General features: G+C 72.7%; 16 protein-coding genes and 1 tRNA gene. 11 read left to right on the forward strand and 6 right to left on the reverse strand.

What is annotated here, in order from left to right; translation table 11 throughout:
- Positions 1 to 34: 34 nt before the first annotated feature.
- Together AC3EUJ_RS16895 and cdgB are read right to left on the reverse strand one after the other, a co-directional pair.
- Positions 35 to 1228, reverse strand: coding sequence for a sensor histidine kinase (locus tag AC3EUJ_RS16895; RefSeq protein ID WP_431962058.1), 1194 nt, complete (start codon positions 1226 to 1228; stop codon positions 35 to 37).
- Between the two features lie 133 nt (positions 1229 to 1361).
- Positions 1362 to 3005: a diguanylate cyclase CdgB gene (gene cdgB, locus AC3EUJ_RS16900; protein ID WP_431962059.1), complete on the reverse strand. Its 1644-nt coding sequence runs from the start codon at positions 3003 to 3005 to the stop codon at positions 1362 to 1364.
- Positions 3006 to 3441: 436 nt separating this feature from the next.
- Here cdgB and AC3EUJ_RS16905 point away from each other — a divergent pair, with 436 nt between their 5' ends.
- Positions 3442 to 3915, forward strand: coding sequence for a flavin reductase family protein (locus AC3EUJ_RS16905; RefSeq protein WP_431962182.1), 474 nt, complete (start codon positions 3442 to 3444; stop codon positions 3913 to 3915).
- 36 nt (positions 3916 to 3951) lie between these two features.
- Here the strand turns inward: AC3EUJ_RS16905 and arfB are convergent, their stop codons facing one another.
- The gene (arfB, locus tag AC3EUJ_RS16910; RefSeq protein WP_431962060.1) at positions 3952 to 4386 is read right to left on the reverse strand and encodes an alternative ribosome rescue aminoacyl-tRNA hydrolase ArfB; all 435 of its coding nucleotides are present in this window, start codon (positions 4384 to 4386) and stop codon (positions 3952 to 3954) included.
- A gap of 168 nt (positions 4387 to 4554) precedes the next feature.
- Between arfB and AC3EUJ_RS16915 the strand changes: the two genes are divergently transcribed.
- From AC3EUJ_RS16915 to AC3EUJ_RS16940, 6 genes are all read left to right on the forward strand, one after another.
- The gene (locus AC3EUJ_RS16915; protein WP_431962061.1) at positions 4555 to 5130 is read left to right on the forward strand and encodes a TerD family protein; all 576 of its coding nucleotides are present in this window, start codon (positions 4555 to 4557) and stop codon (positions 5128 to 5130) included.
- Between the two features lie 78 nt (positions 5131 to 5208).
- Positions 5209 to 5757, forward strand: a complete 549-nt coding sequence (locus tag AC3EUJ_RS16920) for a GNAT family N-acetyltransferase (protein ID WP_431962062.1) — start codon at positions 5209 to 5211, stop codon at positions 5755 to 5757.
- Positions 5754 to 6248, forward strand: coding sequence for a hypothetical protein (locus tag AC3EUJ_RS16925; RefSeq protein WP_431962063.1), 495 nt, complete (start codon positions 5754 to 5756; stop codon positions 6246 to 6248). The genes AC3EUJ_RS16920 and AC3EUJ_RS16925 overlap by 4 nt, the downstream gene beginning before the upstream one ends.
- A 55-nt stretch (positions 6249 to 6303) precedes the next feature.
- Entirely contained in the window at positions 6304 to 6705 is a 402-nt protein-coding gene (locus AC3EUJ_RS16930) for an SHOCT domain-containing protein (protein ID WP_431962064.1), read from the forward strand.
- Positions 6706 to 6837: 132 nt separating this feature from the next.
- Positions 6838 to 7812, forward strand: coding sequence for a zinc-binding dehydrogenase (locus tag AC3EUJ_RS16935; protein WP_431962065.1), 975 nt, complete (start codon positions 6838 to 6840; stop codon positions 7810 to 7812).
- 102 nt (positions 7813 to 7914) lie between these two features.
- Positions 7915 to 9129 (forward strand): GDSL-type esterase/lipase family protein, encoded by a 1215-nt coding sequence (locus AC3EUJ_RS16940; protein WP_431962066.1) that lies wholly within the window; start codon positions 7915 to 7917, stop codon positions 9127 to 9129.
- Here AC3EUJ_RS16940 and AC3EUJ_RS16945 read toward each other — a convergent pair.
- Both AC3EUJ_RS16945 and AC3EUJ_RS16950 read right to left on the reverse strand, forming a co-directional pair.
- Positions 9116 to 10453 (reverse strand): FAD-binding oxidoreductase, encoded by a 1338-nt coding sequence (locus AC3EUJ_RS16945; RefSeq protein ID WP_431962067.1) that lies wholly within the window; start codon positions 10451 to 10453, stop codon positions 9116 to 9118. The two genes, AC3EUJ_RS16940 and AC3EUJ_RS16945, sit on opposite strands and share 14 nt — an antisense overlap.
- Positions 10450 to 11337 (reverse strand): LLM class flavin-dependent oxidoreductase, encoded by an 888-nt coding sequence (locus tag AC3EUJ_RS16950; RefSeq protein ID WP_431962068.1) that lies wholly within the window; start codon positions 11335 to 11337, stop codon positions 10450 to 10452. Before AC3EUJ_RS16950 ends, AC3EUJ_RS16945 begins: the two co-directional genes overlap by 4 nt.
- Before the next feature lie 64 nt (positions 11338 to 11401).
- Between AC3EUJ_RS16950 and AC3EUJ_RS16955 the strand changes: the two genes are divergently transcribed.
- From AC3EUJ_RS16955 to AC3EUJ_RS16970, 4 genes are all read left to right on the forward strand, one after another.
- Positions 11402 to 11770, forward strand: a complete 369-nt coding sequence (locus AC3EUJ_RS16955) for a winged helix-turn-helix transcriptional regulator (RefSeq protein ID WP_431962069.1) — start codon at positions 11402 to 11404, stop codon at positions 11768 to 11770.
- 81 nt (positions 11771 to 11851) lie between these two features.
- Entirely contained in the window at positions 11852 to 12325 is a 474-nt protein-coding gene (locus AC3EUJ_RS16960; RefSeq protein WP_431962070.1) for a hypothetical protein, read from the forward strand.
- A gap of 260 nt (positions 12326 to 12585) precedes the next feature.
- Positions 12586 to 14628: a glycosyl hydrolase family 28-related protein gene (locus tag AC3EUJ_RS16965; protein WP_431962071.1), complete on the forward strand. Its 2043-nt coding sequence runs from the start codon at positions 12586 to 12588 to the stop codon at positions 14626 to 14628.
- Between the two features lie 156 nt (positions 14629 to 14784).
- Positions 14785 to 14958 carry a hypothetical protein gene (locus AC3EUJ_RS16970; protein ID WP_431962072.1) on the forward strand — a complete coding sequence of 58 codons (174 nt, stop codon included), beginning with the start codon at positions 14785 to 14787 and terminating at the stop codon, positions 14956 to 14958.
- Between the two features lie 565 nt (positions 14959 to 15523).
- Here AC3EUJ_RS16970 and AC3EUJ_RS16975 read toward each other — a convergent pair.
- Positions 15524 to 15599 (reverse strand) — tRNA-Thr (locus tag AC3EUJ_RS16975).
- Positions 15600 to 15814: the final 215 nt, after the last annotated feature.

Genomic DNA, 15814 nt, shown 5'->3' on the forward strand with positions numbered 1-15814 from the left:
CCTCTTTCCCTTTGCCTGTGGTCGGTTGTTCCCGCTAGCGGGACGCCTTCACCGGGAGCACCGCGTTGATGCGGAAGCCCCCGCCGGGGCGGGGCCCGGCGTCCAGGGTGCCGCTGACCATGCCGACGCGTTCGCGCATACCGATGAGTCCCTGGCCCTGGCCGTCCTCGCCGCCGCCTTCGTAGAGCTCCTGCTGGGCGCCGCGCCCGTCGTCCTCGATGAGGAGGCTGAGGTCGCTGTCGCCGAAGGTGAGGCGGACCGTGGCGCGCGCCTCGGGCCCGCCGTGCTTGCGGGTGTTGGTGAGCGCCTCCTGGACGATGCGGTACGCGGTGAGCTCGACGCCGCTGGCGAGCGGCCGGGACTCCCCCTCGAGCTCGAAGGCGACCGGCAGGCCGGCGCCCCGGACCTGCTCTATGAGGTCGGTCAGCTGGTCGACGCCCGGCTGCGGCACGTACTCCCCGCCACCGTCGTCGCCGGCCCGCAGCACCCCGAGCAGGCGGCGCATCTCGGTGAGTGCCTGGCGGCCGGTGGTGGAGATGGTCTCCAGGGCCTGCTTGGCCTGCTCGGGGGAGGCGTCCAGCACATAGGCGGCGCCGTCGGCCTGGACGACCATGACGGAGACGTTGTGGGCGACGACGTCGTGCAGTTCGCGGGCGATCCGGGCACGTTCGGCGGCGACCGCGGCCTTGGACTGGGCCTCGCGTTCGCGCTGCAGGCGGGCGGCGCGCTCCTCCAGTTCTGCGTAGTAGGCGCGACGCGTGCGCAGGCTGTCGCCGATCACCCAGGCCAGCAGGAAGGGGACGGCGAGGAAGACGGTCGCGACGGCGTCGGCCCAGTGGCCCTCGCTCTCGTTGGGCCAGCGCAGCGTGGAAATGGTGGAGGCGCACAGGCCGCCGACGAGGGCGAGCCGGGACGCCCAGCGGGCACCGTTGGCCGCGACGGTGTAGATGATCACCAGCATGGCGAAGTCGCCCGGGTTGACCTGGACGTCCAGCACCAGCTGGAGCGCGCCGACGAGGACGGCGAGCAGCAGCATCTTCTCCGGCATGCGGCGGCGCAGCGCGATCACGGCGGACAGTGCGAGCGCCAGCGGCAGGGCGGCGACCCGGGTGTGCGCGTGCCTCGCGTCGGCGGCGATCCACAGCGAGGACAACCCGAGCAGGACGAGGGCCCAGAAGGTGTCGACCCAGGTCGGGTGCCTGCGGAGGAAATCGTAGAGACGCTGCACGTAACCCAGCGTAGGCATCCCGGATGCGTGCGGGAGTCAACCGGAGGAGCGATCCGGGGTACTCCCCAAGGTGGACCCGAGCCCTCCGTCGAGGAGGAGGCGCGGGGCCGCCCGGGGTGCGTCCGCCGCGCGGTCAGCCCGCGGCGCGGCGGTGGCTGCGGGTGCCGTTGCGGGAGCGCTTCTCGATGTACATGCGCTGGTCCGCGGATTGCAGCACCTCGTCCGCGGTCATGCCGCAGCCGGCCCATCCGATGCCGAAGCTGGCGCCGACCCGGACCGCTCGGCCCTCGAAGCGGATCGGCGGGATGATCGCGTTGCGCAGGCGGACGGCGAGGTCCTCGGCGTCCTCCCGGCCCAGGCCGTCGGCGAGGACGACGAACTCGTCGCCGCCCAGCCGGGCCACGGTGTCGCCGTCGCGCACCGCGCTGGTGAGGCGGCGGGCGACCTCGATGAGCACGGCGTCGCCCGTGTGGTGGCCGAAGCGGTCGTTGATCGACTTGAACCCGTCCAGGTCGCAGAAGAGGACGGCGAGGCCCTTGCCGTCGGCCTCGTCGGACGGCGGGACGGTGTGGGTGTGGTGGTCGAAGCCGCTCAGCCGGGCGGCGCTCTCGACCGGGTCGTAGTCGTAGGTGTAGGCGAACTCGTCGGCGCCCGCGTGGGCGGCGGTGTGGCCGTCGGCGTCCGGGGCCTGCGGACGCGCGCAGATCTTTCCGGACAGCCGGGCGCGCAGCTCGGCACTGTTGGGCAGTCCGGTGAGCGAGTCGTGGCTGGCGCGGTGGGCGAGGGCGAGTTCGCGGCCCTTGCGCTCCTCGATGTCCTCGACGTGGGTGAGCAGGAAACGCGGCCCGTCGGCGGTGTCGGCGACCACGGAGTTGCGCAGGCTGACCCAGACGTAACTGCCGTCGCGGCGCTGCAGCCGCAGTTCGGCGCGGCCGCCCTCGGCGCTGGTGCGCAGCAGGACGCCGACGTCCTCGGGGTGGACGAGGTCGGAGAAGGAGTGGCGGCGCAGCACCGCGGCCGGACGGCCGAGCAGCCGGCACAGCGCGTCGTTGGTGCGGACCAGCTTGCCGTGCTGGTCGCCGCCCATCTCGGCGATGGCCATGCCGCTGGGGGCGTACTCGAAGGCCTGCCGGAAGCTCTCCTCGCTGGCCCGCAGCGCCTGCTGCTCGCGTTCCAGACGCACCAGGGCGCGTTGCATATTTGCACGTAGACGCGCGTTGCTAATGGCGATGGCGGACTGGAAGGCGTACATCTGCAGGGCCTCGCGGCCCCACGGGCCGGGCCGGCGGCCGCCGACGGGACGGTCGACGGAGATGACGCCGATCAGTTCGCCGCCACCGGCCGGATTGGCGTGCATGGGGGCGAGGAGGCGGTCCTCGGGATGCCACTCGTCGGGGAAGCGGGGCAGCGGGCCGTCGCCGGGCCAGCTGGGAACGTCGTCGCCGTCCAGGACCCAGCCCTCGTGGTGGGGTATGAAGCGCAGGGTGCCCCAGCGCTCCCCCATGGTGAGCCGGCGTTCCCAGGAGGCGCGCGAGCCGACCCGGCCGGCCATCAGGGCCTCCGCTGCAGCGCTCCCGGCGACGGCGGCGACGACCAGGTCACCGTCCGGACGGACGAGGTTGACCACGGCCAATTCGAAGCCGAGGCCCCTGACGACGCCGTCGGCCACGGCCTGCAGGGTGTCGGCGAGGCTGCGCGCGCAGTTGAGGTCCGCCACGACCTGGTGCACCTGGCGCAGGGTCGCGAGGCGGACATACGGCTCCGACTCGGTGTCCATGCGCTCTCCCCGGGCCCTCGACGACAACTCCTGAGACTGCTTGTGGTCCGTTGTGGTCCAATTCCCACCGCAACTGAATCACAGCGAGCAGTTCGACCGGTACACAGGGTCAACAATTCATGCCCCTTGTGACTCAAGTCACATCTGATTGTCGTGTTCCGATCACGCAGCGTAGAGCAGGCCGGTACTTTCCCTTCACCCATTGAACACAATCGAGCAGGTGAGCGGGGGTTGCACGACCGGAAGCGGGTATGGCCGGGAGGTCCTAGGACCTGGCTCGATCCGAAGTCCGATGCGGATGTTCCGGCAGTCCGGCTAGCGTCGGGGCGTGTCACAGTCAATCACCTCCGCGCCCCGCATCCCGCATCCTGGGACCGTGCCCGACGGTTCCGAGCCACCCCTCCCCGGCGTGGACAGCGATGCCTTCCGCGCCACCATGAGCCGCCTCGCCGCGGGGGTGGTCCTGGTGACCGCCCACGACCCCGAGGACGGCCCGCGGGGCGAGGACGTGGGCATGACCGCGACCGCCTTCGTCTCGGTCTCGCTGGAGCCGCCCCTGGTGATGGTGAGCCTGCGCGAGGGATCCCGCATGGACGAGTTGCTGGAGCGTCGGCGCCGCTGGGCGGTGTCCGTGCTGAGCGAGAGCCAGCGGCACATCGCCGGTCGCTTCGCCCTGCGCGGCCGCATCAGCGACCGGCTGCTCTTCGAGGACGTCGCCTACTACCGCGGTGAGGTCTCGGGCGCGCCGATTCTCGGCGGCGGCCTGGCCGTGCTCGAGTGCGAGACCGAGCAGCGCGTCCCGGCCGGTGACCACACCCTGGTGATCGCCCGCGTGCTCACCGCGCGCACCCCCAGTGCGGACGGCGCGCCGCTGCTGTACTTCCGGGGCCGCTACCGACACCTCGGCTGAGGCGCGCGGCCGGGCCGCGCGGGACGCCGCCAGGGCTCAGGACCAGCCCCGCGGGTCGCGGCCGCGCTTGGTCTCGCCGCGGCGCTTCTTCTCCTTCAGCCGCCGCTCGTTGATCCCGCGCGGGATCTTCGTGGGCCTGCGCGCCTTGGGCGGCGGCGCCGTCGCCTCGGCGAGCAGCACCGCCAGGCGCGTCATCGCCGCCTCCCTGTTGCGCCACTGCGAGCGGTGCTCGGAGGCCCGTACCACCAGGACGCCGCCCACCAGGCGGGAGGCGAGCCGCTCCAGGGCGCGCTTCTTCCACACCGCGGGCAGCGACTCGGAATTGGCGAGATCGAATCGCAGCTCGACCTGGCTGTCGGAGGTGTTCACATGCTGGCCGCCCGGTCCGGACGACCGGGAGAAACGCCACGTCAGCTCGGCCTCCGGCAGGGAGACCGAGCCGCGGACGACGAGAGGGGGCGGCCCGGACATGCCTCCCATGATCCCGCCGACGGCCGCCGGAGTCACAGGATTTTCCGGGACATGGCACTGGAGGCGGTTTTCGCCGCAAAGGAACCGTGCCGCCCTCTCACGACGTTCTCCCCTGTGAAGGTAGCGTCGTCGTCGGCACGAATGACCGACATCACGGAGGGGACTCCCATGGCTGTAAGCCTGTCGAAGGGCGGCAACGTCTCGCTCACCAAGGAAGCACCGGGCCTGGCGGCCATCACGGTGGGCCTGGGCTGGGACGTGCGCACCACCACCGGCACCGACTTCGACCTCGACGCGAGCGCCATCGCGCTCAACCCGAGCGGCAAGGTCTACGCGGACGCCTACTTCGTCTTCTTCAACAACAAGCAGACGCCGGACCAGAGCATCGTCCACACCGGCGACAACCGCACCGGCGAGGGCGCGGGCGACGACGAGGCGATCAACGTCAACCTGGCCGCACTGCCCGCCGACGTCGAGCGCATCGTCTTCCCCGTCTCGATCTACGACGCCGAGACCCGCAGCCAGAACTTCGGCCAGGTCCGCAACGCCTACATCCGCATCGTCAACCAGGCCGGCGGCGCCGAGATCGCCCGCTACGACCTGAGCGAGGACGCCGCCACCGAGACCGCCATGGTCTTCGGCGAGCTCTACCGCAACGGCGCCGAGTGGAAGTTCCGCGCGGTCGGTCAGGGCTACGCCTCCGGCCTGGCCGGCATCGCCACCGACTTCGGTGTCGGGATCTGACGCCGAGGGCCCCCGAGAGCCTGACGAACCCCAGTCAATAAGGCGCCCCATGCCCCGCAAGCGACTAGCGTGCGGGGCATGCTGGTGCTCGAACCCCTCGTCCCGGTGGACGGCTCCCTCCCGCCCGGCGTCCTCGCCGGGTTGACGCAGCTGTACGCCTCGAACCCCGGCTTCCACCGCGCCACCGGCGACTTCCCCGACCCCGAAGCCGTCTCCGCGGAGCAGGTCGCGAGCAGCGTCAACGCCGAACTGACCCACCCGGCCGCGGAAGTGCTGCTCGCCCGCGACGACGCCGACGGGAGCCTGGCCGGTCTCGCCGTCACGCTCGCCGAGCACCCGGATCCCCTCGACCCGTACCCCTGGATCGGCCTGCTGATGGTGCACGGCGGCCGGCACCGCTCGGGCCTGGGACGCCAACTCGCCGGGCTGGTCGAGGAGCGGCTGAGCGCGCAGGGACGGGACGGCGTGCGCCTGGCGGTGCTCGACGCCAACCCGGGAGCACTGGCGTTCTGGCGGACGCTCGGCTACCGCGTGATCGATCATCGCGAGGACCGGCAGATGGGCCGCCCCTGCTCCGTCCTCCACAAGGACCTGCCGTCGGCGCCGCCGCGTACCATCGGCGAGTGATCGACCTCGGCTACTCGCTCTCCCGCCGCTTCCCCGACCCCCCGCAGACCGACTACCGCACCGCCGGCGTGCGGGCGCTGCGCCACGACCTGTTCTGCGGGGACGTCTACCTGGCGGACGTGTCGGCCGACCGTGAACTGTCCACAGCCTGGGGATGGGTGCCGGTCCTGGACTTCGCGTGGGCGCTGTGCGACATCGTCGAACAGCTGGACCGCGACCCGCTCGGCAGCCGCTCCGCCCGCCCCCAGTACGCCGAGCTGGACTTCACCGAGTCCACGGACCGGATCCGCTTCCAGCGCCGCTTCGGCTTCGTGGACGTCAGCGCCGACTGGGCGCCGGACGAGCGGCCGCTCTCGCTCGCCCACGCCGAGCTGCGCCGCGAGGCCCGCGACTTCCTGCACGACCTGATCGCCGACCTGACCGACATGCACGAAGGCCTGGACGCCAACCCCGTGATCTGGGACCTGGCCGCGCGTTTCCCCCGGCTGTAGCCCGAACGGCGCAAGCCCGCGTGCGGGACCCGTTCGGCCGCCGTCCACTTGGGGCATGGACGACTACCCTCTGCTGAACCTCTTCTGGACGATGCTCCTGATCTTCTGCTGGGTACTGTGGTTCTTCCTGCTCTTCAGGATCATCGGGGACCTCTTCCGGGACCACACGGTCGGCGGCTGGGCCAAGGCCGGCTGGATCATCGTGCTGATCTTCCTGCCCTTCATCGGCGTGCTGATCTACGTGATCGCCAGGGGCAAGGGCATGGCCGAACGCGACCAGAAGCAGGCGAAGGAAATGGACGCGGCCTTCAAGCAGTACGTGAGGGAGGCCGCCAAGGGCGAGGGCGGAGCGGCGGGCGGCAACGTCGACCAGCTCTCCAGACTCGCCGAGCTCAAGAGCCAGGGCCACATCACCGAGGAGGAGTACACCAAGGCGAAGGCGAAGCTCCTCGCCTGACCCGCCCGATCTGCTCGGCGTGGGCGACCGGGCGGCCAGCGCGACTGCTTGACCTCAACCCCGCTTGAGGTTGAACAGTGGGCGGTGCGGATCATCCGACCGCCCACTGTTCCGTGTCCAGGGGGAAGCACCGTGCACGCCATCCGTCTCCACGCGTTCGGCCCGGCCCAAAACCTGAGCTACGAGAGGACCGCGGACCCGGAGCCGGGGCCCGGCGAGGTGCGCATCGCCGTCGCCGCCGCCGGCGTTCACGTGATCGACACCGCCATCCGCTCCGGCGACCCCAAGGGCCCCTACCCGCTGCCCGAACTGCCCACGGTCCCGGGCCGCGAGGTGGCCGGCACCGTGGAGGCCGCCGGGGAGGGCGTCGGCCCCGAGTGGCTCGGCCGGCGCGTCGTCGCCCACCTGGGCATGGTGCCGGGCGGCTACGCCGAACTCGCCGTCACCGCCGTCGAGAAGCTCCACGTACTGCCGGACGGCCGGGACGCCGCCGAGGCCGTCGCCATGATCGGCACCGGCCGCACGGCCATGGGCATCCTGCGCCAGGCACCGCTCGGCCCGGCCGACACGGTCGTGGTCACCGCGGCGGCGGGCGGGCTGGGCAGTCTGCTGGTACAGGCGGCGCACAACGCGGGCGCCGCCGTCCTCGGCCTCGCGGGCGGGCCGGCCAAGACCGCGCGCGTCCTGGAGCTGGGCGCGGACGCCGCCGTCGACTACTCCGCCGAGGGCTGGACGGGCACGGCCCGGGCGGCCCTGGGCGGGCGGCCGGGCACCGTCGTCCTCGACGCGGTCGGCGGGGACCTCGGCCGTGGGGCGGTGGACCTGCTGGGCCCGGGCGGACGGCACGTGGTCTACGGCTGGGCGTCCGGCGGGCCACTGGAATTCACGCCCGCGGAACTGACCGCGCGCGGCATCACCTCCGGGGTCGTCCTCGGTCCGGCCATGCTGCGGATCGGCCTGCGGACGCTGGAGGAGGAGGCCCTCGCCGCGTGGACGGCCGGGCGGCTGACCCCCGTCGTGCAGCGCTTCCCGCTCGCCGAGGCCGCCGCCGCGCACACGGCCCTGGAGGGCCGGGGCACGATGGGCAAGGTCGTCCTGGTCCCGTGAAGGCCTGCCGGTGCCCATGCCCATCGGCGCGGGCGCGGCGCCGGGCGTGGGATCCGATGGCGCGGCCGTGTGCCCACGGCTCGTCCCGGGCAGGGAGAAAACGTGACAACAGCGACGCACGCCCTGCGCCCGGTCCCACTGACCGGGGGCCCGGTGGAGATCCGCGGCGCGCTCGACCTGGAGCGGACGATCGCCGGACTGCTGCCGCGCCGTCTCCCGGCCTGGACGCGCGCGCAGTACCCGGACGTCTTCATGGACGAGATGACCGCCCTGCCCTCCGGCGTACGGCTGGCGTTCCGCACCGCGGCCCGGGTGGTCGAGCTGGAGCTGCTGACCTCGGTCTGGCAGCTGGCGGGGACCTCGGAACCACTGCCCGCCGGGGTCGTCGACCTGGTCGTCGACGGCAGGCGGGCCGGCAGCGCCCCCGCCCCGCCCGGGGACGTGCTCCACAAGCCGGACCTCTTCGCCGAGCCCTCCCGGCGCGAGCCGGGGGCGCCGGGGCGGGTCCGGTTCCGCGACTTGCCCGGCGGCGAGAAGGACGTCGAGCTGTGGCTGCCGCAGCAGACCCGCACCGAGCTGGTCGGGCTGTGGGCCGACGCCGACGTGCTGCCGCCGCGCCCGACCGGCCGGCGGCGCTGGATCCACCACGGCAGCTCCATCAGCCACTGCGCGGCGGCGGAGTCCCCGACCGCCACCTGGCCCGCGCTGGCCGCGGCCCTGGCCGGGGCCGAACTGCTCAACCTGGGGCTCGGCGGCAACGCCATGCTCGACCCGTACGTCGCCCGGACCATCCGGGACCTGCCGGCCGACCTGATCAGCCTCAAGCTGGGCATCAACATCGTGAACCGGGACGCCTTCCGGCTGCGCTCCTTCGGCCCGGCGGTGCACGGCTTCCTCGACACCGTCCGCGACGGTCACCCGGACACGCCGCTGCTGGTCGTCTCGCCCATCAGCTGCCCGATCGTGGAGACCACCCCCGGCCCCACCGCGCCCGACCTGTCGGCCCCCGTCCCGCGAGTGGTGGCCATGGGCTCTCCCGCGGACGTCCCCGGCGGCGCGCTCACGCTCACCGTCATCCGTGCCGAGCTCGCCCGGATCGTCGCCGCCCGGGCCGCCTCCGGCGACCGGAGACTGCACTATCTGGACGGCCGACGGCTGTTCGGGCCCGGCGACGTCGCCGACCTGCCCGACGACCTGCACCCCAACGCCGCGGGCTACCGACGGATGGGCCGGCGCTTCGCGGCACTGGCCTTCGGGCCCGGCGGGCCGTTCGCGGAGCGCCGCCGGCCCGGCCCCGGCCCGGTCAGCCGGGGGTGAGCGGGCGCAGGACGCCGTCCGGGTCGTGGCGCCGCCACAGCTCGCGCACCCGCACGCCGGTGGCGCCCGGGTAGGCGCGGCCGAAGACGCCGGGGCCGGTGCCGCTCTCGAAGTTCACGTAACTGCCGGTTCCGAGCTCACGCACCGGCTCCCACAGGCGGTGCAGGTCGTCCGGCCCGTGCGGCGGGAAGAGGTTGCCCTGCGCCAGGACCTGCTGGGTGCGGTGGGCGTAGGCGGTGGCGCCGGCCGGGACGTCGTTGATCGCGCCCCCGAGCGAGCGCAGCTGGACGAAGGCCGGCCGCCGCCGGTCGCCGGCCGTCGCCATGACGGCGCGCGCCGCGTCCCGGTCCATGGCCGGCAGCAGCGAGTTGGTGCTCACCACGGGCTGCTGGCCGGTGTTCGCGTGCTGGTGGGCGGTGGAGACCAGCGCGGTGTACGGGGCCAGTTGCGCGGTCGCCTGGAGCGGCCGGTGCCGCCCGGCCAGCAGGGGGCCGAGGGTTTCACGAACGCGGCCGGGGTCGTCGTCGGCCGTGGCGACGGTGACGGACAGCGCCAGGGCGGACCCGTTGGACAGGATGTGGGCGGCGGAGGTGAGCGTGCGGGGGGCCGCGGCCATCGCGGCCGCCCACTGCGCGAGCGCCCCGCCCGCAGGGTCGGCCTCGAAGACCAGCTGGGCCACACCGATGTCCCCCAGCTCCATCGCCTCGATCTCGAAGGCGGTCACGATCCCCACGCCCGCACCCGCCCCGCGCACCGCCCAGAACAGGTCCGGGTGGTGCGTGGCGTCGGCGCGCAGGGCGGTCCCGTCGGCCAGGACGAGCTCGACGGCGCGGACGCGGTCGACGGTGAGCCCGTACGTACGGGCGAGCCATCCGATGCCGCCCGCGGTGGCCAGGCCGCCCGCCGCCACGTTGCCGTGGTCGCCCGAGCTGACGGCCAGCCCCTGGGCCGCCAGCGCGACGGCCACCCGGCCCCAGCGGGCGCCCGCCCCGACCCGCACCAGGCGGGTCGCGCGGTCCAGGACGCGCACCTCGTCGAGCCCGGACAGGTCGATGACGACGCCGCCGTCGTTGGACGACCGGCCGGACAGCCCATGTCCGCCGGAGCGCACAGCGACGGGCAGTCCCTGAGCCCGGGCCGCGGCGAGGGCGTCAGCGATGTCGCCGGGCCCGCGCACGAGGACCACGGCGCCGGGGTGGGCGACGGTGGTGTAGGTGGAACGCAGCAACGGGTAGCGGGGGTCACCGGGGAGCACGGTCCGCTCCGCCAGGGCGGCGGGCACCACGAAGGCGGCGGCCGGGGCGGCGCCGTGGCCGGGCGTCATCGGGCCACCCGCTCGCGGACGGCCGGCACGACCTCGCCGGCGAAGACCTCCAGTTGCTGCCGGTGCGCCGTGACGGGCCAGAAGACGAAGGTGTCGAAGCGCAGCACGGTCGCCCACTCGGCGAGGGTGTCCGCCCACCGGCCGGCGTCCCCGTTGAGGCCGGGGGCGCCGGAACCGCCGATCACGCCGATCACGTTGTAGATGCGGCGGACACGCGCGGGATCCCGCCCGGCGGCGCGGGCCGCCTCGTCGACGATCCGCTGGCGCTCCGGCACCTCCTGGGGCGGCACGTAGATGTTCAGCGGCGAGATCCAGCCGTCCGCGGCCCGGCCCGCGACCGCCAGCATCCGCGGCCGCTGCCCGCCGAGCCACACCTCGACCCGGCTCGGCGGCACCGGGCCTGCCTGGTAGCCCGGCACCGTGAGGACCTCGCCGCGGTGCCGTACGGGCCCGCCGTCCAGGGCGGTCCGCAGCAGCCGCAGCGACTCCTCGGTGTACGTCACCACCTGGCGGGGCGGCATTGGCGGCGCCCCCATCGAGCCGATCGCCTCCGGTATCCCGCCGCCGCCCACGCCCAGCTGGAAGCGGCCGCCGGAGGCCGCGGCCAGGCTGGCGGCGGTCTTGGCCAGCATGGCCGGGGGCCGCAGCCGGAGGTCGGCGACGTCGGTGAAGACGGAGATGCGCGAGGTGCGGGCGGTGACGAGGGCGGACAGCGTGAGCGCGTCGAGGTGCCCGGGCTGGTACGGGTGATCCTGCAGGGCGAGCAGGTCCAGCCCAGCGGCGTCCGCGGCGGCGGCCAGTTCCAGCGTCTCCGGGAGGCGGCCGGCGTCCGGGTCGAGACTCAGTCCGAAGCGGAGCCGCTGTGCACGGTCGGTGGTGTCCATGGCTTCAGCGTCGGGGGACCGGGGCCTTCGACAAAGAAGAGGGTTAGCCACTAATCTCCGATAAGTGACTTCTCGCGACATCACCGCACCCGACATCGACGCCGAGGCCTGCACCGCCTTCCAGGCCGTCCTCGAGCAGGTCGGCCGGCGCTGGACCGGCGCCGTCCTGCTGGCCGCCGCACGCGGCGCCCGGCGCTTCACCGACTACCGCCGCATGGTGCCGGGCATCTCCGACCGGCTGCTCTCGCAACGCCTCAAGGAACTGGAGACCCTCGGCCTCGTCAGCCGCGAGGTCATCCCCAGCACCCCCGTGCAGATCCACTACCACCCCTCCGCACGCGGCACCGAACTCCTCGCCGCCCTCGAACCCCTCACCGCCTACGGACTGCGTCACGCGCCCGAAGCGCGGCCCGCGGCCGCCGAGGCCGACTGACCCTCCCACCGGGTGGACGGCGGCAACAGCGTCGGCCAAACTGCGTCGGCGATCATGCGCCGACGAGGGGTGGGGAGTTCGATGGAGCGCGTCCGTTTCCGGCTGACCTGGTACCAGAGGGTGATGCCGCTGCTGCCCGGCGCCGCCGTCGTCACGGTGTTGGCAATCGCCGCACCGCTGCTCTCCCCCACCTCGCCCGGCCCCGGCTTCGCGTTCCCGGTGAGCCTGTGGCTCCTCGTGCTGCCGGTGGGGCTGCTCAGCTCCGCACGATCCGGGGTCACGCTCACCCCATCGACCGCGGTGGTGCACAACCTGCGGCGCAGGACGATTCGCTGGGCGGACGTCCAGGGCATCTGGGTCGAGTCGAGCATGGGCGTGCGGCGGGTGGTGATCTGCGAGGCGGGCGGCCGCGTCACCCGCCTGCGTGCGCCCGTCACCGGCTTCATGAGCCAGGACGCCGCCTTCGAGGAGAAGTTCCGGACCATCGGCGAATGGTGGCTGCGCCACCGCGGCCCGGACTGGGCTCCCCTGCCCCAGCCCTGGCCGAGTTGGTGAGCCGCCTCCACCAGCCCCGCTGCTCCCCGTCCCGGGCACCCGGCCGCGCCCGGGTGCTCCATGCTGTCCGTATCCGCAACGACTAACGCAAGCAACGCAAGAAACAAACAGATATCCGCAGTCAGCCATCATTCAGCCGAAAACCTGTGGCATGAGCCTTGTGGAGCGGCCTGACGGGTCCTTACGGTCGCCTCACCTCACGACGTCCGCTCCGCCTCGAACGTCCCGGGCGGTCGCGCCTTACGAGAGAAGAGCTGGGGATGACAGGGAGCAGCAGCAGGAGTGCGTGGCGAAGAGCCGTCGCGGTGGTCGCCGTGGCGGCCGGCCTCGGCATCGGCCCGGCCGGCGCGACGGCCCAGGCCGGCGCCGCCTCGGCGAAGGGCGCGGCCGGGCCGGTCGTGACGCGGGCGGCGCTGGACCCGGCGCTGGTCAAGGGTCGCGGCGCGGACCTCGGGTTCGTGGAGCAGGAGGCCGAGAACGCCGCCACGGACGGGGAGGTCATCGGCCCGGACCGGACCGCCTACACGCTCCCCGCGGAGGCGTCGGGCCGCAAGGCGGTGACCCTGCGCCGCGGCCAGTACCTGGAGTTCACGCTGCCGAGCGCCGCCAACGCGATCACCGTGCGGTACAGCATCCCGGACGCGCCCGGCGGAGGCGGCATCACCGCGCCGCTCGACGTGACGGTCAACGGCCGCGCCCGCACGACGATGACCCTGACCTCGCAGTACGCCTGGCTCTACAACCAGTACCCGTTCTCCAACGATCCGCGGGCCGGACTGCTGCACGACGACTGGTGGATCACCGAGTGCGGCTGCGTGCCGAACGCGACCACCCCGGCGCCGGTCATCCCCAAGCCCTTCCGGCCCAGCCACTTCTACGACGAGCAGCGGCTCCTGCTGACACGGACGTACAAGGCGGGCGACCGCGTCCGGCTGACCGTCCCCGCGCGCGCCGGGGCCGTGACGACGACCGTGGACCTCCTCGACTCGCAGCTCGTCGCGCCGCCCCGCGTCTCGTTGGTCGCCGCGAACGTCCTCGCCTTCGGCGCCGACCCGACCGGACGCCGCGACTCCGCGGGCGCCCTCGACAAGGCGATCGCCTTCGCCCGCCGCGCGCACCTGAAGGTCTACGTCCCACCGGGCACGTACCAGGTCAACCGGCACATCGTCGTGGACGACGTGACGATCGAGGGCGCCGGCAGCTGGTACACGATCTTCAAGGGCAAGGAGGTCGCGCTCGACTCCCCCGCGCCCGACCACTCCCTCCGCACCGGCGTCGGCTTCTACGGCAAGGACACGTCGGCGGGCGGCAGCCGCAACGTCCACCTGTCGGGCTTCGCGATCGAGGGCGACGTACGCGAACGCATCGACACCGACCAGGTGAACGGCGTCGGTGGGGCGATGAGCGACTCCACCGTCGACGGTCTGTACATCCACCACACCAAGGTGGGCCTGTGGTTCGACGGCCCGATGTCGAACCTGCGGATCACGGACAACGTCATCACCGACCAGATCGCCGACGGCCTCAACTTCCACACCGGCGTGACCGATTCGGTGGTCCGCAACAACTTCGTCCGCAACTCCGGCGACGACGGGCTGGCGATGTGGTCGGAGAAGACGGGCAACGCCCGCAACACCTTCGACCGCAACACCGTGCAGACGCCCGTGCTCGCCAACGGCATCGCGATCTACGGCGGCACCGACAACACGGTCTCGGGCAACCTGATCGCCGACCCCATCCGTGAGGGCAGTGCCCTCCAGGTGGGCTCCCGTTTCGGCGCCCAGCCGTTCACCGGGCACCTGTGGATCACCGACAACACCACGGTGCGGTCCGGCACGTACGAGCTGAACTGGAACATCGGCCTCGGCGCGATCTGGTTCTACGCCCTGGAGCGGAACATCGACGCCGACATCCGCGTGACCGGCGACCACTTCCTCGACAGCACCTACAACGCCATCATGCTGGTCGCCGACTGGCCGGTGAAGGACACCTACTCGATCACGAACGTGCACTTCAAGGACATCCGGGTGGACGGCACCGGCACTTCGGTCGTGAGCGCCCGGGCCGCGGGTTCCGCGTCCTTCGAGAACGTCGACGCCCGCAACGTCGGCGCGGTGGGCGTCAACAACTGCGGCTCCTTCAACTTCCCCGCCACCGGCTCCGAGTTCTCCCTGACCGACCTCGGCGGCAACGACGGCGGCGGCGCCACGGGCCCCTGGCTGGCGGCGTGGGAGCTGCCCAACACCATCACCTGCGACGACCGTCCCCCGGTCGTCGCACCCCCGGGCCCGGCGCCCTGGTGAACCGGACGGCCGTCACGTTCCCGAACTCACTCCAGGGCGCGTGACGGCCACCCCGTCCCGCCGACGCCACTCCTGGGCCCCACCTGCGCTGTTACGGTTCCGTCACTAACCCCCCGGACCCTTGCGCGGGACTCCGCGCGATGAACATGTTGAGCCGTGCACACGACACTCACCACCGGCGCACTGCTCGCTCGCAGCCGGTACCGCGGCAGAAGCGGCTTCTCCTTCCACTACTGGGGCGGCCAGATCACGTTCTGGGGCGTGGTCATGCTGCTGGTGATCGCCGCGGCCCTGATCATCTGGTGGCAGGTACACAAGCGCCGGGGTTAGCCGGGGTACGACCGCCCGGCCCCTGAGCCGGCTTGAGGTGCACCGTGGCGACACGCTTCCGCCGCCTCGCCGCGCGATGGCGGGAACTCCCCGCATCGCGTCACCCGTACCGCGTGGCGCTGTTCTACCCGATCGTCACCAGGCGGCATGCCGCACACACCCTGGGGACGCGTGACGTGCGGACCTTCGTCGCCGAGGTGTCCCGCCGTACGGGCCCGCCACGGCCCAGGAGGCTCACCGCGTCCTCTGCACGGCCCTCACGGCGGCCCGCCGGAGGATCCGGCCACCCAGAACGTCGCCTCGCTCGTGGAGCCGCCCAAGGGCCTCGGCCGCGAGGCCACTCCCTGGACGTTGGACGAGACGCCGGCGTTCCGCTCCACGCCGCCTTCGCCCTGGCGGTCGCCGTGGCTCGGCCGGTCGGACGTGACATCGGACACACAGCGTGAGGCCATCGGCCCCGAAACCCTCCCGCTCAGGCCACACGTGAGCACCGCGGCCGACGCACCCGGCAGACACCGAACGCCCCGGACCGATCATGGTCCGGGGCGTTGTCACTGCTCCCAACTGGAGCCGCCTGTCGGGTTCGAACCGACGACCTTCGCTTTACAAGAGCGGTGCTCTACCAGCTGAGCTAAGGCGGCACGGCGCCGTCCCCCGCTCCGGGGTGGCCGGGCGACGGGTGGGGCCATGAGAAGTGTACCCAGGCGGGGAGGGGGGAGGTCCGGGAATTGGGGGCCGGGAGGGTGCTGACAAAGCGGGGCGGGGCAGGTAGCGTCACGGAAGGTCCACATCCTGTGGACTAGACCTCTTTCCTTTACTCGGATCGTCCGGCACGTTCCTGCCGGTGAAGGGACCA

It is taken from the genome of Actinacidiphila sp. bgisy160 (assembly GCF_057707815.1).

What these genes read in the sequence shown, in the direction of transcription:
- AC3EUJ_RS16930 (WP_431962064.1), top strand. Translation starts at nt 6,304, where the DNA reads ATGGACGACTACCCTCTGCTGAACCTCTTCTGGACGATGCTCCTGATC.
- AC3EUJ_RS16960 (WP_431962070.1), top strand. Translation starts at nt 11,852, where the DNA reads ATGGAGCGCGTCCGTTTCCGGCTGACCTGGTACCAGAGGGTGATGCCG.
- AC3EUJ_RS16945 (WP_431962067.1), bottom strand. Translation starts at nt 10,453, where the DNA reads ATGACGCCCGGCCACGGCGCCGCCCCGGCCGCCGCCTTCGTGGTGCCC.
- AC3EUJ_RS16905 (WP_431962182.1), top strand. Translation starts at nt 3,442, where the DNA reads ATGAGCCGCCTCGCCGCGGGGGTGGTCCTGGTGACCGCCCACGACCCC.
- cdgB (WP_431962059.1), bottom strand. Translation starts at nt 3,005, where the DNA reads ATGGACACCGAGTCGGAGCCGTATGTCCGCCTCGCGACCCTGCGCCAG.
- AC3EUJ_RS16920 (WP_431962062.1), top strand. Translation starts at nt 5,209, where the DNA reads ATGCTGGTGCTCGAACCCCTCGTCCCGGTGGACGGCTCCCTCCCGCCC.
- AC3EUJ_RS16965 (WP_431962071.1), top strand. Translation starts at nt 12,586, where the DNA reads ATGACAGGGAGCAGCAGCAGGAGTGCGTGGCGAAGAGCCGTCGCGGTG.
- AC3EUJ_RS16950 (WP_431962068.1), bottom strand. Translation starts at nt 11,337, where the DNA reads ATGGACACCACCGACCGTGCACAGCGGCTCCGCTTCGGACTGAGTCTC.
- arfB (WP_431962060.1), bottom strand. Translation starts at nt 4,386, where the DNA reads ATGTCCGGGCCGCCCCCTCTCGTCGTCCGCGGCTCGGTCTCCCTGCCG.
- AC3EUJ_RS16915 (WP_431962061.1), top strand. Translation starts at nt 4,555, where the DNA reads ATGGCTGTAAGCCTGTCGAAGGGCGGCAACGTCTCGCTCACCAAGGAA.